The sequence below is a fragment of the Wenyingzhuangia gilva genome, from assembly GCF_030519655.1.
GTDB lineage: Bacteria > Bacteroidota > Bacteroidia > Flavobacteriales > Flavobacteriaceae > Wenyingzhuangia > Wenyingzhuangia gilva.
Genome location: NZ_JAUMIT010000001.1, coordinates 952,122 through 976,130, shown reverse-complemented (window position 1 = coordinate 976,130; position 24,009 = coordinate 952,122). Strand labels below are relative to the sequence as shown.

Annotated in this window: 13 protein-coding genes; 1 reads left to right on the top strand and 12 read right to left on the bottom strand. The window is 31.7% G+C overall.

Going from position 1 to position 24,009, the window contains the following annotated elements; translation table 11 throughout:
* Positions 1–13 precede the first annotated feature (13 nt).
* The 12 genes from ruvA to QVZ41_RS04370 all read right to left on the bottom strand — a co-directional run bounded on the left by ruvA (position 14) and on the right by QVZ41_RS04370 (position 23,083).
* Positions 14–595, bottom strand: a complete 582-nt coding sequence (gene ruvA, locus QVZ41_RS04425) for a Holliday junction branch migration protein RuvA (protein WP_302883335.1) — start codon at positions 593–595, stop codon at positions 14–16.
* Between the two features lie 3 nt (positions 596–598).
* Positions 599–2,863 (bottom strand): NADP-dependent malic enzyme, encoded by a 2,265-nt coding sequence (locus QVZ41_RS04420; protein ID WP_302883334.1) that lies wholly within the window; start codon positions 2,861–2,863, stop codon positions 599–601.
* Positions 2,864–3,047: 184 nt separating this feature from the next.
* The gene (locus QVZ41_RS04415; RefSeq protein WP_302883333.1) at positions 3,048–4,538 is read right to left on the bottom strand and encodes a calcineurin-like phosphoesterase C-terminal domain-containing protein; all 1,491 of its coding nucleotides are present in this window, start codon (positions 4,536–4,538) and stop codon (positions 3,048–3,050) included.
* Positions 4,539–4,543: 5 nt separating this feature from the next.
* Positions 4,544–6,337, bottom strand: coding sequence for an alkaline phosphatase (locus QVZ41_RS04410; protein WP_302883332.1), 1,794 nt, complete (start codon positions 6,335–6,337; stop codon positions 4,544–4,546).
* 85 nt (positions 6,338–6,422) lie between these two features.
* Positions 6,423–7,532: an alkaline phosphatase gene (locus tag QVZ41_RS04405; protein ID WP_302883331.1), complete on the bottom strand. Its 1,110-nt coding sequence runs from the start codon at positions 7,530–7,532 to the stop codon at positions 6,423–6,425.
* A gap of 75 nt (positions 7,533–7,607) precedes the next feature.
* On the bottom strand, positions 7,608–9,398 hold the full coding sequence (locus tag QVZ41_RS04400; RefSeq protein ID WP_302883330.1) for a RagB/SusD family nutrient uptake outer membrane protein: 1,791 nt from the start codon (positions 9,396–9,398) through the stop codon (positions 7,608–7,610).
* A 20-nt stretch (positions 9,399–9,418) separates the two neighbouring features.
* On the bottom strand, positions 9,419–12,373 hold the full coding sequence (locus QVZ41_RS04395; RefSeq protein WP_302883329.1) for a SusC/RagA family TonB-linked outer membrane protein: 2,955 nt from the start codon (positions 12,371–12,373) through the stop codon (positions 9,419–9,421).
* A gap of 427 nt (positions 12,374–12,800) precedes the next feature.
* Positions 12,801–14,396: a RagB/SusD family nutrient uptake outer membrane protein gene (locus QVZ41_RS04390; RefSeq protein WP_302883328.1), complete on the bottom strand. Its 1,596-nt coding sequence runs from the start codon at positions 14,394–14,396 to the stop codon at positions 12,801–12,803.
* A gap of 34 nt (positions 14,397–14,430) precedes the next feature.
* On the bottom strand, positions 14,431–17,505 hold the full coding sequence (locus QVZ41_RS04385; RefSeq protein WP_302883327.1) for a SusC/RagA family TonB-linked outer membrane protein: 3,075 nt from the start codon (positions 17,503–17,505) through the stop codon (positions 14,431–14,433).
* Positions 17,506–17,683: 178 nt separating this feature from the next.
* Entirely contained in the window at positions 17,684–21,406 is a 3,723-nt protein-coding gene (locus QVZ41_RS04380) for a two-component regulator propeller domain-containing protein (protein WP_302883326.1), read from the bottom strand.
* A 77-nt stretch (positions 21,407–21,483) separates the two neighbouring features.
* Positions 21,484–21,891, bottom strand: coding sequence for a hypothetical protein (locus QVZ41_RS04375; protein WP_302883325.1), 408 nt, complete (start codon positions 21,889–21,891; stop codon positions 21,484–21,486).
* Positions 21,878–23,083, bottom strand: a complete 1,206-nt coding sequence (locus tag QVZ41_RS04370) for a 3-deoxy-D-manno-octulosonic acid transferase (protein ID WP_338140791.1) — start codon at positions 23,081–23,083, stop codon at positions 21,878–21,880. The genes QVZ41_RS04375 and QVZ41_RS04370 overlap by 14 nt, the downstream gene beginning before the upstream one ends.
* A 154-nt stretch (positions 23,084–23,237) precedes the next feature.
* Here QVZ41_RS04370 and QVZ41_RS04365 point away from each other — a divergent pair, with 154 nt between their 5' ends.
* The gene (locus tag QVZ41_RS04365) at positions 23,238–24,008 is read left to right on the top strand and encodes a DUF3108 domain-containing protein (RefSeq protein ID WP_302883323.1); all 771 of its coding nucleotides are present in this window, start codon (positions 23,238–23,240) and stop codon (positions 24,006–24,008) included.
* Position 24,009 lies beyond the last annotated feature (1 nt).

Here is a 24,009-nt window from a genome sequence, read left to right as displayed (position 1 = left end):
AGTTTAGTTCAGTTTATAGTTTTTTCAAAGCTAGTTTTATCAATTTTTCTACATCTGCATCTGGCGTCTCTTTTAAAATAGCTGTGACTGCTTTTTCTGCTTGACGTTTCACAAAACCTAATACTTCTAAAGCAGATAACGCTTCTTCTTTAATACTATTGTCCGTCAACGCAATAGTATTTTCCATATCATAGGTTTTGACAATTTTATCTTTTAATTCAATAATTACTTTCTGAGCTGTTTTTGCTCCGATCCCCTTAACCGATTGAATTACAGCAACATTATCTGTTGCCAATGCTTTTTGAATTTCTTCGGTTGTTAATGATGACAACATGGTTCTAGCAATGCTAGGTCCAATTCCCGAAACTGATATCAGCAATTTAAAAATTTCTCGCTCTAATATAGAAATAAATCCATACAAAGTATGAGCATCTTCTCTAACAATTAATTGTGTATATAACATGACCAATTCACTGTCTGGTATTTGAGAAAATGTGTTTAAAGATATGTTTAAAAAATAACCTACGCCGTTGCATTCCACAATGGCGTAGGTTGGATTTTTTTCTACAAGTTTACCTTTTAAATGGGTAATCATTTACTATTGATTTTGTGCATCAATTACCGCAACAGCAGTAATATTTACAATTTCTTCTACGCTTGCTCCTAACTGAACTACGTGTGCTGGTTTATTTAACCCCATTAACACTGGCCCAATAGATGTAGCATCTGTTAACTCCTTAATCATTTTATAAGAAATGTTTGCTGCATCTAAACTAGGAAAAACAAATGTATTTGTTTCTTTCCCTACTAAATCAGAAAAAGAGAATTGTTTTTCTAATAAATCATGATTTAAAGCAAAATCCGCCTGAATAGGTCCATCTACACTTAAATCTGGTCTTTTTTCCTTTAAAATCTCTACTGCTTTTTGGACTTTTGCAACTCCTGCACTTTCTACTCCACCAAAGTTTGTGTAAGATAGCATTGCAATATGTGGCTCAATAGCAAATATTTTAGCCATTCCACTTGCTAATTCTGCAATGTTTGCTAAAACTTCTGAGCTAGGATCAATATTTACAGTAGTATCTGTAAATATTAAGGGCCCTTTAGAAGTAATCATAATATTGGCAGCTGCAATTCTTGAAGCTTCTGGTCTTTTACCAATGGTTTCAAAAATTGGTTTTACTGTTGAAGGATAGTTTCTAGAATACCCAGAGACCATAGCGTCTGCGTGTCCTTCATTTACCATCATGGCAGCAAAATAATTACGAGTAATCATGTGCTTTTGAGCATCTAACAAACGAATTCCTTTACGACTACGCTTTATCCAATACTTTTCAGCATAAGCATATACCTGATCTTTATATTCTTCGCTCTTAGGATCAATAATTTCAACATCTGTATCAAAACCAATCTCTTCTTTTAAAGCTGTAATTAATTCTACATTTCCTAATAAAATCGGTCTTGCAATTCCTTCATCAGAAACAATTTGAGCCGCTTTTAACACGTTTAAATGTTCTGCTTCTGGGAACACAACACGTTTAGGATCTTTTTGAGAACGGCTTACCAACATACGTTCAAACTTACTTCCTGAACCTGAACGCTCCATCAACTCTTGCTCATATGCATCCCAATCTTGAATTGGTTTTTTTGCAATACCACTATCCATGGCAGCTTTTGCAATGGCTGGTGGTAATTCGTAAATTAATCTTGGATCAAATGGTTTAGGAATAATATATTCTCTACCGTATTGTAAATTCTTTTCTCCATAAACAATATTTACTTGCTCAGGCACGTTTTTCTTGGCTAAATCTGCCAAAGCATGTACGGCCGCCATTTTCATTTCTTCATTAATAGCGGTTGCTCTAACATCTAAAGCTCCTCTAAAAATAAAAGGAAAACCTAATACGTTATTTACTTGGTTAGGATAATCTGAACGACCTGTAGCCATGATAATATCCTCACGAGTAGCTACTGCTAAATCGTAATCAATCTCTGGTGTAGGGTTGGCCATAGCAAAAACAATAGGATCCGGTGCCATTGTTTTTAACATTTCTGGTGTTAATGCACCTGCTACTGACAAACCGATGAAAACATCTGCTCCATTTACTGCATCTTCTAAAGTTGTAAACTCGGTATCTACAGCAAACTCTTTCTTTTGCTCATTTAAATCATCACGTTTTGTGCTGATAACTCCTTTACTATCGCACATTAAGATATTGTCTGGAGAAACCCCTAAAGCTTTGTATAATTTAGTACAAGAAATAGCTGCAGCTCCTGCTCCATTTACTACTACTCTTACTTTTGTGATGTCTTTTTCTGTAATTTCTATTGCATTTTTTAAAGCTGCTGCAGAAATAATTGCCGTACCATGTTGGTCATCGTGCATTACAGGAATATCTAATTCTTCTTTTAATCTTCTTTCAATTTCAAAAGCTTCTGGAGCTTTGATATCTTCTAAGTTAATCCCTCCAAAAGTTGGAGCAATGGCTTTTACTGTTTCAATAAACTTATCAACATCTTCTGTATCTACCTCAATATCAAAAACATCAATATCAGCAAATATTTTAAACAAAAGTCCTTTTCCCTCCATGACAGGTTTCCCTGCCAAGGCACCAATGTTACCCAATCCTAAAACAGCAGTACCGTTTGAAATTACGGCAACTAAATTTCCTTTAGAAGTATATCTGTATGCATCTTCTGGATTTTTTTCAATTGCCAAACACGGAGTGGCTACTCCAGGAGAATATGCCAAGGCCAAATCTCTTTGTGTTGCGTATCTTTTAGTAGGTACTACTTTAATTTTACCTGGTTGGGGCTTCTCATGATAGTCTAAAGCTTCTTGTTCTTTTTTAGTATAACTCATAATCAATAATTATATGGACAAATATACTATTTGTTTTCAGAAGCCCCTCCTATTGCAACATTTTTGACTTTAACATAAATTATTTAGGCTTTCCAATGAATTTTATACAAAAAATGAATCATTTTTGACATATGAGTGAAAATATTTTAATAAAAAAAAGACATCAACTATTCACTTTTAAAGTTTACTCAGTAATTCTTAGGACACGTTTCCCTAAAGAATCTAAACCTGTTTTATCATCTTTGGCTTTTACCCATACTAAATAAGTTCCTTTTTGCAATTTTTCAGGAATTTTAATTCGCCATAAATGATCGCTAATCGTTTTAGGAGCTGGCATAGCACTTATATTTTGTCCTTTAAACCTACCTTCTTGCTGTAACTTATATAACTGTTTTAGTTTTGGAGCAACACCGTTATATTTTTCCATATCAAACCATTTATCTCCATCATAACTGATTTGCACAGTGGTGTTTTCTGATCCAGCAAAAACATTTGCATAAATATAATCATCGTTTAAATCATTTAAAGCCGTATCCCATTCATTCTTCTCAGGAACTGTTATTTCCATCTGAAAATCCTTATCCCTTCCTGAAACTTTATAGGTAAGATGATTTTTGTTTGTATTTAAAAACCAATATCCTTTAGGGGTTCCATCGTACATAAAAGCAAATGGAATGTGATTACTATCATGAGGCCCTTGCCACCAAGAACCACAAACAGCTCCAGCAACTAACTCTTTTACTGCTGGTAAATTTTCTCGTGCAAAACTTTTTTGATACTGAGTATGTGTATGTCCCGCTGCAATCATCACCTCTGGAAAGTCTTTAAAAAGATTTAATACTCTTTGATGATCTTCCATTTCTTCTAATGGAATATGCATAAACACATAAACCGATTGATGTTTTTGTTTCATTTGATTTAAAACCTCATCAACAAAAACATATTGATCTTCATCTAATTTTCCCACATACCCTTTGTCTCCTTTTGGGTAAATATTATTCAACACCAAACACAATTCAGAACCATATTCATATGCATAATAAGATGGACCGAAAAACTTTTCAAAATCTGCATCTCTATCGTTAAAATGTTTGGCATTATAATTTTGATCATGATTTCCCATCACATTAAAAACGGGAGCCCCAATCAATCCTAAACTGGCTGATAAAGGAGCAAACATATCATGATTATCAAAAGTTAAATCTCCCAAAGGAATCACAAAATCAACAGCTTCTTTATTTAACTCTTGTGCAACCAATTTGTCTACATGATGAACATCATCAATCACATCTACTTGAGGATCTCCCAAAAGATTAATGTTTATACTCTTAGGCTCTTTATGTTTTTGCAAAGGAAAATGATAAGCTTGTTTTTTGATCTCGTTTTGAGATAAGAAAAACTGAGGTCTATTTTCTAACAGCGGAGAAATATATTGAGAAGGTTTGATAACAAACACTTGATTTCCTTGAATAGTGGCAATTTTATAATTCCCATATATATCCGTTTTTACAATATCTTTTCCATTAGACACCAACACTTCCTTTAATCCTCTTTCTCCCTTATCTAATAGGGCATTATTATTTTTATCAAAAAAGACTTTTCCAGAAACAATAGTTTGTGACTGAACAATAAAGGAATGAATGAATGTTAAAAAGAATAGGAAAAAGTATTTCATCTGTTTTATTTTTTTGATGCGTTGATCACTTCCATAATTTTATGAAACACTTCATTATTTTCGTAAACTCCTCTAAATTTATCTGACTGAGGACCATATGCAAAAATAGGCACCATGGTAGCGGTATGATCGTGGGTAATAAATCCTCCTTCTATTTGATGAGTTTCCACGTTTCCGCTAGAAACACTAAACCCAGATGTTTCGTGGTCAGCAGTAATAATTACCAAAGTCTCACCATCAGCATCGGCAAATTTAATAGCTTCTGTAATGGCTCTATCAAAATCAATCCCCTCATTTACAATTCCCTCTGTGTCATTATGATGTCCAAAAGTATCTATTTGCGCTCCTTCTATCATGATGAAAAAAGGTTGTTCTTTTTTACTCAAAAAAGTCAACGCATCTTTTGTTGTTTTTGCCAATAAGTTTCCTCTTCCCTCTGCTATAGAAAGTACTCCTCCTTTTGAAAAGAAAATCCCAGCTCTTGCACTTTTATCCAAATTATTTAATTGACTTGTATTCGCTACAATGTTAAAGACTTGATCAATCTTTAAATCCTCAAAGAAACGAGAACCACCACCTGCAAAAAAATCTAACTTACTAGTTAATAAGTCTTTTGCTATTTGTTTTTCAAAACCTCTATCTTTTTGATGTGCATAAAAAGCCGCCGGAGTTGCACCTATAATTTCATCGGTAGTAATGCAACCTGTTTTGTAGTTTAAACGATGTAAGGCCTCGGTAATATTTGGAATACTATTTCCGTTTGTATTTACACCAATAGCTCTGTTGTATGATTTTTGTCCAGTAGCAAAAGCAGTACCTCCTGCAGCAGAATCTGTTGTAAAATCATCTGTAGATTGTGTTTTTATAAATCCAATATTTTTTAGTTGAGTAACTGTTAACTGTTTATTATTTGCCAATGTTGCTGATGAAATTTGTGACAAACCATTACCATCTCCAATAAAAAAAATAACATTTTTCACTTTTTGATTGACTTGTTTTTCATACTCAAAAGTAGGTTGATAAACTTCTGATTTTATCAATGCTTTTGCCGTTCTGTGATTCAAAGTATTTACATACTCTGCACATTTTGATGGTTGATCAGTATTAACAAAGTCTAACCCTAGTTTTACAAATGTATTCCATGCAGATTTAGAATCTGGAGTTGCCCAAAAACGAATAGGCTTATTAAAACTCTTTAATTTTTTAATGATATTCGAAACTTTATCAAAATCATCATGTGTCAACCTACCTTTTCCATTCCATACAGAATAATCTTTAAAACTAGTACTTACCATGGCTACTTTTGCTAGATTTTTAGGAGCCAAAGCATTGTCTAATTCTTGATAATCGAAAGAAATATATTCTGGATATTTAAAATAGTCCTCGGCATTAGGTCTGTTTCCAGAAATCACAATTTTAATTTGTGAATGCTGAATGATTTTTGGATACTTCTTTAAAGTTTGTTGAATTTTATCCAAGGTTTTTATAGCATCAGATTTTACATCAACAAGCAATTGTAGATCTTGAAACGCTATGTTGTTATTTAGAACCTCCATCATAGGGTCTAAATACAACTTCTCTAAAGTTTTGTTTTTATCAATTTCGTTTACTGAATGGGTTACATATAATTTTCCTTTTTTTAGAAAAACATCCACTTCTATAGAATTTAATCCAGCAGAAAAAGCGTTCCAAAAAGGAACTTTTTGCATGTAATCGTTGTGAGAATGTAATTTTGGAGTTTGTGCATATAACGCAGAGACACTGCATAACAATACACATATAAATAATTTGCGTAACATATAAAACATATTATTAAGTAATTTGTAAAGATGCCACCCTGAGAAAATTAGGTGGCATCTGCTTTTAACAAAAACAAAAGACTACTTAGTTACCAATAGCCTTTATCAGTTTGTGGTAAATTTCATTGTTTTCGTAAATTCCTCTAAACAACTCTTCACCTTTACCTTTAGCAAATACAGGCACTAATTCTGTACTATGCTGATCGGTATTAAAATATACTTGTACCTTATTAGGAACTTCTTTTTTATTTCCTTTAGTATCTTCTTCATAAAACTTTCCAATGCTTACGCCACCTGTTTCATGATCGGCAGTAACGACTACTAACGTATTAGGATGTGTTTTTACAAAATCTAACACCACCCCAATGGTTTTATCAAAATCTAATACTTCTTCTATCATCATTTTGTCATCTTTTGCATGACCTCCCCAATCTATAAAAGAACCTTCTACCATAAAGAAGAATGGCTTTTTGTTGGCAGAAAAATAATCCAATCCTTTTTTAGTTGCTTCTGACAAAAAATCTTTTCTTCCTTGAATTTTATTTGGTAATTCATTCTCAGTTAGAAAAAAAGCATTGGGTCTTGTAGGGTCAATTTCAGACAAAGACAAAGTATCTAACTTGTAATTTTGTTTGATTAACGTATCAAAAAGGTTACGTCCATCTTTTCTTTTAGATAAAAACTTTTTTCCGCCACCTGCTAAAAAATCAACATGAGCATTCACCAAATAATCTGCAATTTCTTCATGCATATCTCTATCTTTTACATGTGCATAAAAAGCTGCTGGTGTTGCATGTGTTAAAGAAGTTAAACATGCCAAACCTGTTTGATATCCTTTTGCCTGTAATTGCTCTAAAATAGTAGGTAAAGAAATGGTGTCTTTAGAAACGCCAATAGCTCTTTTGTATGTTTTTTCACCTGTAGAAAAAGCTGTTGCTCCTGCAGCAGAATCGGTAATTAAATGACTAGCGCTTGACGTTCTGCTTAAACCTATAGATTCAAATTGTTTAAAGTTGGGGGTTCCTTCTCCAAAATAAAAAGCACTAGACACTTGTGGAATTCCCATTCCATCTCCCACCATAAAAATGATGTTTAATGGTTCTTCTGATATTTTTTTTGCTTCTTGATTTTTAGAACATGATGCCAATACCAATATTCCTAAAAATACAGATGCTGATTTTATAATTTTATTCATTCTATATAACTGTTTTAAATTAATAAAGCCAAAAAGGAAACCTCTTTGGCTTTTTTATAAGCTTTGGGTTTTTAACTAATAACCTGGGTTTTGTTCTAAGTACCCAGGAACGTTTGTAGCTCCATCTACTGCATTTTGAGGGATTGGAAATAACCTCTTTTTAGGGTCAGCATTTGTTTTTTCAGTCCATGTATCTTCATAATGTCCAAAACGAATCATGTCTGTTCTTCTAGACATTTCCCAATAAAATTCAAAACCACGTTCACGATAAAGAATATCTAAATTTAATGAAGCTAAAGCTGGTGGAGTTTGGTCAGGACGAGCAGTTCTTTGACTTCTTACGTAATTTACATCCGAAAGCGCACCTGCTGCATCACCATTTCTAAGTTTTGCTTCTGCTCGCATTAAATAAATATCTGCATAACGTAACAAAACAAGATCTACACTGCTATAATTATTTCCATTCTGAGATGTTTTACTAAACTGCCATTTAGCCACGCGGTATCCACTTGCATACCCAATGGTAGGTGAAAAATTAATTTCTTCTGTATGATTTACATAATATTTAACACCCCCTGAACCATTTTCTCTCATTTCAGCCAAAGGATAAATTCTATATCCATCATCACAAGTCATAACACCATTAGATTTGTTAAAGTCTATTTTTCTTGGTGCCCAAATGGTACCACGTAAAATACCTCTATCCATTTCAAAATCATTTACACCATCTCCATCTTCATCACCTACACAGTAATAGTGATCAGCATCGTTTGTTGGATTTAAACCTGTTAAATCTTCTAAATTAGCAGGAACTTTTGCATTCTTTTGATAAAATCTTGCATCTCTAGCAGGATCTTCATTTCCATAAGCCTCTACCCATGTTTGATAGTAATCTGAAGTAATTGCAGGACCATCTGTACCATCCATATCAATATAAAAATCATCTGGTCTTGGAAATAACGAACCAGACATAGACCAATAGGCCCAACGGTTTTGATCATTTTTTAAGACTCCTCTTTGGTCTACAGCAAAAATAATTTCAGGATTATCGTGATTTTCATCATTAAACAAATCAAAATACTCTGGTGATATAGAAAATTTTCCAGAATTGATAACATTATCTGTGTACTCTATAACTTTATCCATATCCTCCTTTTTAAAATCTGGAGTTCCATAAGGATCACGATACACCGCTGCGTTTAAGTGTAACTTTGCTAAAAAACCATAAACTGCTGACTGAGTAATTCTTCCTGGTCCAATATTATCACTCATTAAAGTAACTACCGAAGAAAATTCACTTTCTATGTAATCTACAGCCTCTTGACCACGAAGAATCTGAGAAGTTTCGCTTGAAGATTCTTTTTTAAAAACAATTCCCCAAGTATCTAAAACAATCATATTAAAATAAGCTCTTAAAGCTTTCATTTCATACACTGCTTTTTGAGCTTCACTATCTCCTGCTTTTGCAAGTGCAGATAATGATTCAATTGCTGTAACTGTTCTAGAAATATCTGTTGTTAAGTAATCCCAAGATTCTGTTATTAGACTATTAGCAGTTGGAAAGTTATGTGTGTGCAATCCTACATATCTATCACCATCTTGCCATTGTGTTCCAGCCCCGTTTTTACCATTACGAGGAGGTAAAATAGCTTCATCGGTAGCCAATTCAACCAAACCAAAATACCTTGTATGTCTAAAAGTTTGTGACATATTACCGTATGCAGCAGACAATGCTCCACTAACAGGTTGTGTTGCTCCTGTAGTTCCCTTTAAAGACTCATCTAATACTTGTTCTTCTAAATCTGTACAACTCCAGTTCATCAACAAACCGACACTGAAAATTGCTGCTATAATTTTATTTTTCATTTTTAAAATGTTTTTTTTGATTAGAATGATACGTTTAATCCAAATAAGAAAGTTCTGGCTTTTGGGTATGAGTAATAATCAATTCCAAAAGTTTTAATCCCTCCAGATTGACTTCCAGTGTTTACTTCTGGATCAAAACCTTGATAATCTGTAATAACAAATAAATTTTGCCCAGTTAACGAAAGCCTAATGTTTTTAACCCATTGACCAATTCCAATAGTTTTAGGACTTAAATTGTATCCCAACGTTGCATTGTTTAATCTTAAGAAATCACCTTTTTCTAAATAACGGGTTGATACTGAATTTGCATTTTGAGGAGATTCATTTAAAAACTCAACTGCCTGACTAGTAGTATTAGAAGACCCTTGAATATTCCCAATATTAAAAGAAGACATTCTTGTGTGGTTATATATTTTATGACCACCTGCTCCATTAAAGTTTAACCCTAAATCAAAGTTTTTATATACAAAGTTTAAGTAAAATGCATACATATAATCTGGTAACGCACTTCCTGCAGCCGCTCTATCTCTATCATCAATAGTCCCATCTTTATTCACATCTTTGTACACGCTAAATCCTTGGTCATCAATTCCAGTAAATTCACGCATATAAAATGTTCCTATAGATTCTCCGTTGATATACCCATTAATAGTTGCTCCACTTTGTCCAGATCCTTGTGCAGCACCAGTTGCAAATACTTGATAAGGAGAATTGCTCACTTCATTTTTTGTGTATGAAAAGTTTCCTCCAACATTATAAGAGAAGTCTTTTCTTCTATCGCTTTGATAATCTAATGATAATTCTACCCCCGTATTTTTGATTTCCATGTTTGGAATGTTAATCCAATAAGTTGGTGTTGGATTAATTGGATCAGTAGTCACTGCATTTAAAATAATGTTATCCGATATTTTATTAAAAACATCTAACGTACCAGAAAACTTATTATTCATCAATCCAAAATCTAATCCTAAGTTGGTTTGTGTAGAAACCTCCCATTGAAGATTTGGATTTGCAGTACGGCTATATACCAATCCTAAAGGATAATCACTTTTGTTAACAACACTTCCATCCAAAGGATAAATGTCATTATCCTCACCACTTTCACCATAACTTGCTTTGGTAATTTTTGATGGAATCTCTTGATTTCCTGTTTGTCCCCAACTAAATCTTAATTTTAAATTATTGATAGAACTATCTTTCATAAAATCTTCCTTAGCAATATTCCATCCAACAGCTACAGAAGGAAAGTATCCGTATTTATTGTTTTCTCCAAACTTTGAAGAACCATCAGCACGCATGGTTGCTGTAAATAAATACTTATTATCATATCCATAGTTTAATCTTCCAAAAAAAGATTGTAGTTGATTGGTATCCGCAGAAGAAGAATCTCCTGTTAAATTACCCAAACTCATTTGATATCTTGGCTCTACCCCGTTTTCTGGATATCCATCATAAGACCAACCTTTTGATGTATTAAAGTTCTCTTGAAATGATTGACCAACCAATAACGTAAAGTCATGTTCATTTTGCTTAAGTGTATATGTTAAAGTATTTTCTACCTGTGTATTTCTGTTTGTATTTACATAAGTATCTAAAAAACCTTGAGTAACTCCAGCTTCTTTATACGGCAACGTTTGTACATCTCTATTAGTTGTAGAATAATCAACTCCTAAATTTAATTTATATGTTAAGCCTTTTACAATCTCAAAAGAAGGAGCAATGTTGGCCAATATACGGTTGTTGTATGAATAATCTCCGTAAATAGCTTCCGTTACTTTAGGATTTGTTCTATCTCCTAAATCTGTTGGAACACCATTAGTATAAACAGGTACTGTAGGGTTTAGCTCTAACATACTTCCCACCATTGACCTTGCATCTGATCTTTGATTTTCTGTTCTAGAAGTTGTTAAATTAAAATCTATTTTTAAACGATCATCAATGGCTTTTTGTGATAAGTTTACTTTTGCAGAATATCTTTTTAAATTGTTATTGTTTAAAATTCCTTGAATGTCTTCTACTCCTACAGATCCAAAATATGAAGATTGATCAGAACCTCCACTCATAGATAAATTTGTTTTGTTAGAAACTGCTGCTCTTGTTAATTCATCTTGCCAATCTGTATTAGAACCACCGTCGGAAAGATCACCACCAACCGCAACCACTTGTTTACGGAATTCATCCGCCCCAAAAACATCAACTTTGTTGGCTATTGAAGACAATGCTGTAGATAGGGTTAAATTAATTTGAGACACTCCAGATTTTCCTTTTTTGGTAGTAATTACAATTACTCCATTTGCTGCTCTTGCTCCATAAATTGCCGCTGCCGATGCATCTTTTAACACATCAATACTTTCTATATCTTGTGGATTGATAAAGTTTAATGGATTGGTTGGAACACCGTTTCCTGAGTTGTCAATCGCAAAACCATCTACCACATAAAGAGGTGTTGTTCCAGAGCGTAAACTACCAACTCCACGAACCACAATATCTTGACCAGATCCTGGTTCACCACTTGCACTTGACACATTTACTCCTGCAACCTTACCTTGTAATAATTGACCTGCATTGGCTACAACTCCTTTGTTAAAGTCTTCACTCTTTACAGAAGCAATAGAACCCGTAACATCCGATTTTTTTTGAGAACCATATCCAACAATTACTACTTCATCTAAACCGCTAGCCTCTTCTTTTAGAAATATTTTTAAGTTTTGATTTCCTTCAAAACTTACGCTTTGACTTGCATATCCTAAATAAGAAATCTCTAAAACTCCTTTATTTTCATTTACTGGTAAAACAAAATTTCCATCAAAATCTGTAATGGTTGATGTTCCTGTTTGTCCTTTTAAAACCACATATGCTCCCGGTATAGGAGTTTTATCTGTTTCGGAAATTACCGTTCCGCTTACAGATACTTGAGCCATAGAAAGGGATATGCATCCTATGGTCATCAATAAAAATAAATACGCTTTTTTCATTTAAAAATTTAATTTAATAATTCGGTGCTCAAATGTAGATTTAAGCCCTTGTGAAAAGGGGTAATTTTATACTCCAAAGGAGTAAAATTTGATCTAAAAAGCGGTAATAAAACGTTAAAAAGGTGGGATTTTGTTACACTAACATTGCGTTAACACTAGGTTAATCCTACAATAATACTCACATCATTAAATTTTGCTCTTTATATACTTTGGTGTTTTCTTAAACATGCATTTAAAAGCGTTTTGATAATACATAGGTTGTTAAAACACCTTTAAATGATTTCGATTATCTCTATAAACTCTGTCCTATTAAATAAGAACAGATTTAAACATCAGTTTTAGATTTTACTGCTAAATCTTTAAATAAAAATTTAAACAATAAAAAAGGTGCTATTTTCATAGCACCTTTTTATGAAATAAAACAAAATTAATCCCAACCTTTATTTTGCGGAATTCCTGAAGAGTTAATTACACCTTGAGGAATTATCCAAACATTCATATATGAAGGATCAAAATTTCTTGCTGGCCAAACCTCTTCTACTTTATATGGTGAATCAGGATTAGAAGCATCTTCATGAATTCTACCGTGAAGTGGCTTACTATATACCTCCTTTGCATCCCCCCAACGAACCAAATCAAAATGTCTATCAGCAAATTCAGCAGCCAATTCTACTCTTCGCTCGTGCTTTAAATCTTCCATAGTAGCATTTGTCTTAGGAGCCAAACCTACTCTTGCTCTTACTAAATTTAAAGGAACATCTCCGTTTTTACCTTGCATGATCAAAGCTTCAGCTTTTATTAGTAAAATTTCTGCATAGCGTAATAAAGGTACATTGTAGGTTGTTGACGGATCATCACCATTTGAGTTTAAATCAACTCCTATTGCATCTTTTTCACCATATTCGTACATATATTTATTAAACTGAAAACCTGATAGTGAATTTGATGATTGATATTTTTTTGTTTCCCCAAAGTATGGAAACTCATCTCCAAACTTAAGAATTGTTACTTCTCTTCTAGGATCTCCATCTTCAAATTCTTGATATAACTCTTCTGTTGGTTGGTAATATCCCCAACCATTATAAGCTCCCCAACCTTTATTTTCTAACATAACACCTGGCAATTTACTTCCAGATTGCACCCCTGAGTTTACACTCCATATGTATTCTGAACTCCAGTTACTTAAATGACTATGTAATTTTCTATAATCTTCTTTAGGATTGTTATTTCCAACGGTAAACAAGGCTCTTCCTGATCCTGAATTTGTAACCGCATCACAAGCTTTAACTGCATCTGCATATTTAGTGGCATCAAATTGTGCCCAGTATAAATAGGTTTTTGCCATGTAAGCTAAAGCGGCATCCTTATTTGCTCTTCCTTTATCAGCATCGTTGTACTTAGTAATTAAAGGCAATAAATCAGCAGCTTTTTGTAAATCTTCTACAATTTGTTTGTAATTATCAACAACACTTGCTGGTCTTTTAAAACTACCGGCAGTTGCATTCATATTTTCCTCGGTAATGATTGGAATACCTCCACTTTTATCATCACCATAGTGATATGCTAAAAGATGATAATGAAAAGCTCTCATAAAATAAGCTTCACCTATGATTCTGTTTTTAGTAGCCTCATCAAAATTCATATTAGGAACATTTGCCAAAATGTCATTTGCTCTTCTTATGATTTTAAAACTTTGAGGATACATCCATTTTAATCCATCTTCATTACCGTCTAAAATAAAATTCTTTGTATTATCTGCAAAACCTTTGATACGTCCTGTGATAATATCGTCTGATGCATTTATGTACCACATAAATCCTCTAGAAAACATATCTTCATCTTTCATGTAAAAATATAAGCCATTTGCAGCTTTTTCTGCATCTTCTTGTGTTTTCCAAAAGTTACCAGAAGAGGTATTTCCTTGGGGTTGAAAATCAGTAAATTCCTCACTACAAGAGGCTACCGAAAGCCCAACAAGCATTATTAATAATACACTTGTTATTTTAAAAATATTTCTATTCATTTTTTTATCGATTTCAATAATTATTGATTGTATTTTAAAGTTTTAGAGATAATCCTGCTGAAATAACTCTAGGAACTGGATACTTACCTAAATCCATTCCTTTACCACCTACTTCTGGATTTATTCCAGAATATTTTGTAGAAGTAAACACATTTTCAGCCGATATAAACAAACGAAGGCTAGAACCATAAAGAATATCTTTAGGAAGCGTATACCCTAAGTTGATATTTTTTAATCTTAAATAAGCTCCATTTTCTAAATACCAACTAGAGTTGGTTTGATAATTAAGATTTTCATCTTTTGTAGAAACTCTAGGAATGTTCGTATTTTTATTTGTAGGACTCCATGCATTTAATACACGATTATCTAAATTAAAGCCATTTAAAGATGCGTTATATGCTGTATATTTTTGAGCATTAAAAATGTTTACCTTTCCAACACCTTGAAGTATTAGACCTAAATCAAAACCTTTATAATTTAAATTAAGATTAAAATTATAGGTTACCTTTGGTAAATAACTCCCCATAAACACCTTATCATTCGCATCTATTTTTCCATCATTATTGCTGTCTTTAAATTTAAAATCTCCAGGAACAGCATTTGGCTGAATTAAGTTTCCATCTTTTTTGTAAGCATCTATCTCAGACTGAGATTGGAAAATACCCATATAAGGCACTAAAAAATTAGAAAATAATTGTTCTCCAACAGAAGACCTAAATGGTGTTAAAATATTTTTATAATTATCGCCATGCACCACGTAATCAATACCATTGTTATTATAACCATCTAGATTTAATAACTTGTTACTAAGAGTTGATGCATTTGCTCCAATAGAATAATCTAAATCACCAATAGCATCTTTATAAGTTACTGTAAATTCAAAACCAGAGTTCTCAACTTTACCAGCATTTACATAAGCAGCATCTGCTCCTTGATGACTGTCTGATAAACCTGGCAAAATCATTCCTTTGGTAGTTTTCTTAAAATAATCTACCGTTAAAGACAACTTTCTATTAAACAAAGTAGCATCTAAACCTAGATCATAAGATTCTGAAGTCTCCCAAGTTAAATCAGGATTTGACAATTGATTTAAAGAAATACCTTGAGCATTTAAATCACCATTTCCGTTAACAATAACATTGTATGACGATAATGGAACATTGTATGAATAATATCCTACAGAATTAATGTTTCCAATTTGTCCCCAAGAAGCTCTAAGCTTTAAATTATCTATAGATTCAACATTAAAAAAATCTTCTTCTGAAATGGCCCAACCAGCAGATCCTGAAGGGAAATATCCTACTTGATTGTCTTTAGCCAATCTTGATGTTTGGTCTCTACGAATACTTCCTGTAACAAAATATTTATTTTTGTAATTATACATTACTCTACCTATGGCAGAACTTAATGCATCTTCGTAAACATCTGATTTAAGTACTGCTCTATTTGGAGAGTTTTTAGCATTTCCTATATATTGATTATATCCGTTTTCATCGTCAAAATCATATCCAATAGTTCCAAAATACTCATAATCTGTTTTTTGTGCAGCATAAATAGCTGTTGCATCTAGACTGTGCTCTCCAAAAGATTTTTTGTAAGATAATTGATTGCTCCAAATCCACTTATTAGTAATTGCATTAGATTGCTCTAAAGAATTTTTAGTATTAGTTCTACCTATTTCTGGTATTCTAGGTGAAAAGCGTTTATAATTATCATTTTTTAAGCTATAAGAATATGTTGACTTAAAGTTTAATCCTTTAATAACCTCATAATCAAAGTAAGCATTTGCGTTTACAAAAGAATTTGGTTGTGTTGTTGTTGGTCTTTTTAATAAAGCAACAGGATTATACACATCTCCATAAGCTCCAGCAAAAGGGAGTAAGTCTGGTCTATCACTAGGTACTGTACCGCTATAGTTTCCATTAGAATCGTAAACAGGAGCAGCTGAAGGCATCCACATAGCATTGGTAATTACACCTTGTGTATTTCCTGCTGTTTCTGCAAAACCATTAGCGTTAGATTTAGAAAAATAAACATTTTCTCCTACCTTAATTTTATCAGACAAGTCTACATCGGTCTTTACTCTAAAAGAATATCTCTCAAAATCATTTCCAATTAACACCCCTTCTTTTTTGTTATATCCAAAAGAAGTTAAATAGTTAATTTTATCAGTCGCACCACTAATACTTAAATTTGCATTATACGTTGGAGCGGTTCTAAAAACCTCATCAATCCAATTGGTTCTAGTTGTTTGTCCCCAAGGGTTCTTAGAAGCATCATGAGAAGCTTGTCTAGGAACTCCAGCATTATCAGCCGCTAAATTGTAAACATCTGCTTGTTCTTTGGCATTTAAAGGGGTAGGTAAATTTGTTGCACTTTGATAAGCAGTGTAAGCATCAAAACTAATTTGAGGTTTTCCTGTTTTACCTTTTTTAGTTTCAATAACAATAACTCCTGAAGCCGCTTGTGCTCCATAAATAGAAGCTGAAGCTGCATCTTTTAATATAGAAATAGAAGCAATATCATTAGGGTTAATTGCAGGACCGTAATATGGAACTCCATCAACAACAGTTAAAGGTGTTTCGTTAGAAAGAGAACCAGTTCCTCTAATCACAATTTTAGGAGATGCTGTTGGATCTCCACCATCTGATAAAACAGTAACACCTGGTGCTCTACCTTGTAAAAAATCAGAAACATTGTTTACCGGTCTTGTAGCAATAGACTTTACATCTTCAATTTTTGTTATGGAAGTTGTAATATTCTTTTTACTAGAAGAACCATAACCAATTAACACAACTTCTTCTAAACTATTAGATTGTTCTTTAAGAGCAATCGTTAATTTTTGATTTCCAGAAAAATCAATACTTTGGGTTTGATACCCTAAATAGGTAATTTCTAAAGTTCCTTTGTTCTGTTTTAACTCAAGAACAAAATTTCCATCAAAATCGGTGATGGTTGATATTACTGACTGTCCTTTAAGAACAACATATGCTCCTGGTATAGGAGTTTTATCTGTTTCAGAAACGACTGTTCCGCTTACAGATACTTGAGCCATAGAAAGGGATACAAGTCCTATGGTCATCAACAAAAATAGATACACTTTTTTCATTTAAAAAATCATTTTAATAATTCGGTGCTCAAATGTAGATGCAAATCCCAAAAAGAGGTGGTGATTTTATATTCTGGTGGGGTAATATTGCTTCAAATTGAATTGAAAAAAGATCAAAAAAGGAGTGTTTTGGTTGCACTAACATTAGGTTAACACAGGGTTAATCGTACAGTAATACTTACAATGTTGAATTTTGCTCTTTGTATACTTTTGGACTTACCCCAAATTGTTTTTTAAATGATTTTCCAAAGTATTTAGGGTCGTTAAAACCACACTCAAAACTTATTTCTGATATGTTTAAGTTTTTATGTTTTAACAAATATTCTGCTTTTTGAAACCTAAGTGATGTAATGACATCCGAAGGTGATTGCTTTAGTGCTTCTTTAAAAAGCCTGTAACATTTAACTCTAGAAACCCCTAATTCGTCAATTAACATTTCTACATTAAAGTTGGGGTTAGACAATTCTTTCTTAATAACTTCTAATGATTTTTTTAAGAGCTTGTCATTAGAAGTTTGTTGTGTATTTTCTTCACTAAGAATTTCATAAATTTCTTTTTGAAGCTTATTTTCTTCTACCTCTTTTTTAGGTTTTAGAAGGGTATAAATTTTCTTTTTAACAAAAGAATCACTAGCTGGTAATTGAATTACCACATCTATTCCAAACTCTACCGATTGTTCATTTAACGTGTAGTTTATTTCTTCTGATATATAAACAAAAGGAACATTATTTTGTTTACCTCCTTTTTTTTGTTGATTAAAAAATGAAACTAATTCTTTGGTAAATGTAGCTTGGTAAAACACCACTACATCAATATTTATTTGTTGTAATGCTGAAGATAAGTCGGAAACGTTGTCTTCAAAAAGCAAATTACTTTGATCATCGGATAATAGTTGTTTTGTGATTTCTGTATTTTCTTTTTCCGAAAAAATTAAAACATTGTACTTATTGTTGTTCAACCCTTTACTTTTATCTAAATGCTTCCAAGAAATTGTTTGTATTTGATGGTTTTCGTCAACCTTTACACTCTTTACAGGCAAGATCATTTCTAGTCTAAATTCAGGCTCATTTATCAACTCTAATTTTCCATTCAAATCTTTTAATAAAACTTTTACTGACTTAAAATATGGGCTATAATGATAGATGTTTTCCCAACTACTAATTAACAAATCACTGTTAGATGTTAAGGTGATTTTAAAAATATTATTTGTGTGAGTAATGCTTGTTTTTAAACTACTTTGTTTGCTTGAGTATTTAATAATATCATTAAAAAAATATTGCAACACTAACTTAAATCTTAGCAAATCTATCTCTACCCAATTAATATTAGCATCAATTTCCGTCATAAAATTCACTTTATTTTTTTGAAGGGTAGTCTTTACTTTTTCAACAATATCTATTAAAACCGGAAATAAGTTAATAATACTATTTTTTTGGTTTCCGATGTCTTTTACATGATCTAAAAAACTCCATTCTGTTATTAGGTTAATTAGCTTAACAGCATTTTTTAAAAGTTTTCCTTGAACCTCTGTATCTTCCTTAATTTTGTTTGTTTGCTGAATAATTTTGGTTACTGGCTCTTGGAATTCTGACAAAATAAAAGTCTTAAATTTTTCAAGTTCAAAGTCTTCATTTTTTAAATTACTGTGCAGTTCAAGCAGTTTTTCTTGCTGCAAAACAATTTCTTTGTTTTTTTCATCTAATTTTTGATTAACCAACAATAAATCTTGTTTTTGACTTTCAATTACCTTAGTTCTATCTAAAATTTTATTTTCTAATTTCTCTTTTTGAATTTTAGCATTTTTATCTTTTACATAAAAAACAAAAATCAGTACAAATGCAAACAAAACAATACTGGTAATATTAAACCAAGTTGTTTCGTAAAAAGCTTTATTTATTTTAATTGAAAAGTATTTTTTGGCTAATTGATCTTCTGATGTTTTTATAAAAAAATCATATTTTCCAGAATATAAATGATTGTAAAATATTTTATTGTTTTTATCTAATAATCGCCACTCATCATCAATTCCTTTTAACTTGTAAAAAATATCAAAATCGATTTTTTGACTTTCAGGAAAAACAATAGTCTTTACATTAATTTCTAAATTATTGTTTGCATGACCAAAACTTAAACTATCCGCATAATTTTCATCACCATTTACTTTTAATTTTATTTTTGGAGATAAATCTGTTAAGTTTAAAGTACTTGGGTTAAAATAATTTAAGCCGTTTACACCTCCAAAATACAGAACATCTTTGGGATCTTTATAATAAGATCCTTCTGAAAACTCTGGAGCTTGCCATCCTTCTGTAGGGTTAATTGCCTTTACATCAAAAGTATTTTTGTTGATTACTGCTAAACCTTTTGTTGTACTTAACCACACGTTATGATCTTGATTGATTAAACCATAAACCATATGACTTAACAATCCGTTTTCTTCTGTAATATTCTTAACAAGCCCTTTTGTTATATTATAAATACTAACTCCACCGAGTGATGCTATCCAATAATTTTGAGTCTCATCATCGTAAAAAGAAGCATAAATACTATTCCCTAAAATTCCTTTGTTTAAATTAATATTATCTATGCTTTTTTTATTCAAATCAAAAATTACAAGACCATTGTTTTCTGTGCTTAGAATTAATTTTGAATCAGATTTTTTTACATTTCTAACATGGTATTCTGTCAATTTTTTTTGCCCTTCAAAAGTTTCAAATTTATTTTTGTCTAAATTAAATTTGGCAACACCTCCCCAACATGCAATCCATAAATTTTTACTGTCATCTTCAAAAATTGAATAGCTTCTATTGTTAGGTAATTCTTTGATATTTTTAGATTCATAGAGGATGTATTGATGATTATAAACCCTAATTAATCCTGCATAAGTACCTATCCAAATAGTTCCATCAGATGCTGTAAATAAAGATCTTACTCTTTCCCAGTTTAAATCTTGAAGAGATTCTTTAATGATATATTTTTGATAACATTTTGAATTATTATCATAATAATAAACACCATTATTATAGTAGCCCAACCATAAACAGCCGTTAAAATCTTTAGTAATGGCTCTAATTGTTTCTGTGGGTAAATGTGGATATTTAATGGGATGTGGCCCTACATAAGAAATCAATTCAGACCCTTGGTAAGCCATACTTAATCCTCCATCTTTTTGTCCCAACCAAACATTATTAAAACAATCTAAATGCAGCTTCTCAATTTCGTTACTACCAAAAGTATAAGGAGAATAAACATCAACCGTATAATGGTCAATTTGTGTGTTTTGGATATTATTAGAATGATTAGGAATAATGTACAAACCGTTTCTTCGGGTGGCAAACCAAACATTTCCTTGCTTATCTTTTAAAACATCATTGATGATTAATTTTGGATATTTTTGAAGTAAAATATTTTGAAAAACTACTACATCTTCATGCTTAATTAAAGAAGTTTTCTTTTTTACAAAATTAGAGTTAATGTACTCCCAAAAAGTTGATTCGGTTTTTACAACAATATTTCCTGCTTTAGAAATATGAAGCTCAATGGCAGCCTCATCAAAAGAAAAATTTTTAAAACTATTATTCCCTATATATTTACTAATTTTTCCATTTTTAGTAAGAGTCCATATATTTCCTAATTTATCTTTCTCAACATTTATAACATAATCTCCTGCTATAGAATTTTTATTCTCTATGTCATGTTTAAAAACGGTAAACTCTTCTCCATCAAAATAATTTAGACCATCCCAAGTAGCAATCCACAAACCTCCATTGAGATCATTTTCTATATCAATAACAGAATTATTGGAAAGCCCTTGATTGGTGGTGTAATTTTTAAACTTGATGTTTTGAGACCAAGTAAAGAATGAAAATAAATAGCAAAAGAAAAAAAAACTAAACCGCATAATCACCTCTATTAGTAACTTGCAAGTTTACAACTGTATTATTACTTTAATGTGAATTTTGTATTATGCATGCATTACTATTTTTGATCAATCGTCACCAATTGTTTAAATGACGAGAAGAAAAACAAGAATAAGTATGATTGATAAACCACCCAAAAAAAGACATTTTTTAAAATGATTTGAAAAGACTCTTGTGGCTCTGAAAAGATATTCCCAACATTGACTTTCCAAACAGAAAAACCTAAATATAAAAGTGATAATATTCCCACTCCTCCAAAAAGAATGATGAATATTTTTTGAGAAATTTTTAATTTGGTTTCAAAGGCTTTTGAAAAATAAAAAACACTTAAATAATAAAACCCAAACAATGGAAGAATCCAAACAATACTTGGCATTAAATAAATAGTTTCTAAAACCTTAAATTCCGATAAAGACAAAACCGTAAATAAGGCCAATAAAACAGCAATGATGTTATTCTTTTTCATTTGATAGAATGGCTTTTACAGTTTTCATTATTTTTTGTGTAGCTCCTAAGTTTTGAGTCACATAATTTTTAGTAATTCTAGATTTTTCTGCTCTAACTTCAGAATCTTGATACATTGACTTTAAAAACTCAGACAAGTCATTACTATTATTAACACTTACACAACCTTTTAAAGAAACCAAATCTTTAACTTCTTTAAACTTTTTAAAATTAGGACCTATTACAATTGGCAATCCATAAGTAGCCGCTTCCAAAGTATTGTGTACACCGCTTTTGGTATATCCACCCCCAATATATGCAACATTTGCATAGGCATAAATTTTAGATAAAATCCCAACGGTATCTACAATCATCACTTGATAATCACTTAAATTTTTCCCTGCTTTTTCTGTAAATAGAACTGTTTTTTTCTGTAAACTATTTTTTAATCTTAAAATTTCTTCAGCCTTAATATTGTGTGGAGCAATAATAAATTTTTCATCTTTTTTAGCAATGTTATTGATGTAGGCTAACAACTTTTCTTCATCTTCTAACCAAGTACTTCCTGCAACCAATAAATAAGATTCATTTTTAAAGTCGTTTACAAACGGTAATTTTTCATTTGTTTCAACCAATTTTTGAACCCTATCAAACCTTGTATCTCCAACAATACTTACCTCATTAATTGCTATTGAATTTAACAATTCTTTTGACGTTTCATCTTGCACAAAAAACGAAGTAAATGTGTTGAGTGATTTTCGCATCCAACCGCCATAGGATTTAAAAAATATTTGATTTTCTCTAAAAATTCCGGACACTAATAAAGTTGGAATATTCTGCTTTTTTAATTCAATTAAATAGTTTGGCCAAATTTCATATTTAATAAAAATAGCGACTGATGGCTGAACAAGTTTGATGAATTTCTTTGCATTGTCAATCGTATCTAAAGGAAGGTAACAAACCACATTGGCCAATTCGTAATTTTTTCTCACCTCATATCCTGATGGAGAAAAAAAAGTAACCACAATTTGATATTCAGGATATTCCTTTTTAATTTCTTCAATTACAGGTCTACCCTGCTCAAATTCTCCTAAAGAAGCAGCATGAATCCATACTGTTTTATGTGTGAGATTTATTTTATTTTTTAATTTCTGAAATACTTCTTGTCTCCCTTCGACAAACAACTTGATTTTAGTACTAAAAAGAGCTATCAATTTTAGTACTATCACCGCCAAATAAACAAATATGTTATATAAAAATCGCATAGCGCAAAGCTAAAAAAATACAATGGTGAATGCCTGTGTTCTGTTTTATTTTTTTATTTTGGAACAAGGTTTGATTTACCTTTAAAAGAAATCACCAATCAACATGAAAAAATTACTTTACTCATTTATATTTTTACTTGGTTTACTAACTAATAACGTCAGTGCTCAAACCAAAAATGCATACAAAAGTGGAGAATGGATTCAATTTAGAGTTCATTACGGAATCATTAATGCTGGTTATGCAAGCATGGAAGTGAAAGAAGAAAAAACAAATGATAAAAAAATACAACACGTTATAGGTAAAGGCTGGAGTACTGGTATGTTGAATTGGGTTTTCCCTGTAGAAGATAGATATGAATCTTTTATAGATCCTAAAACAGGATATCCTATTAGAGCCATTAGAAAAGTTAAAGAAGGAAAACATACTAAAAACGTTGAACTTTTTTTTGAAAAGGATAGTGTTTTAACTGTTGATCATAAAAACAAAGAAAAAGAAAGGGTCGCAGCAAAAGATGTTCAAGACATGATTGCAGCATTTTACTACTTACGAAACAATGTTTCTGACTCCTTAAAAACAGCCGAATCTGTAGGAATTGATATGTTTTTTGATGGTAAAAAATTCCCTTTTAAACTTGTAAAATTAGGAGAGGAAACCATTAAAACTAAATTCGGTAAAATAAAATGTATTAAGTTTAGACCCTTGGTACAATCTGGAAGAGTTTTTAAAGCAAAAGAGAGTTTAACCCTTTGGATTACTGCCGATAAAAATAAAATACCTGTTAGAATTCAGGCCGACTTAGCCGTAGGTGCTTTAAAGGCAGATATAGAAGAATACAAGGGACTTTCTCATCCACTTAATATTATTATGGATTAAC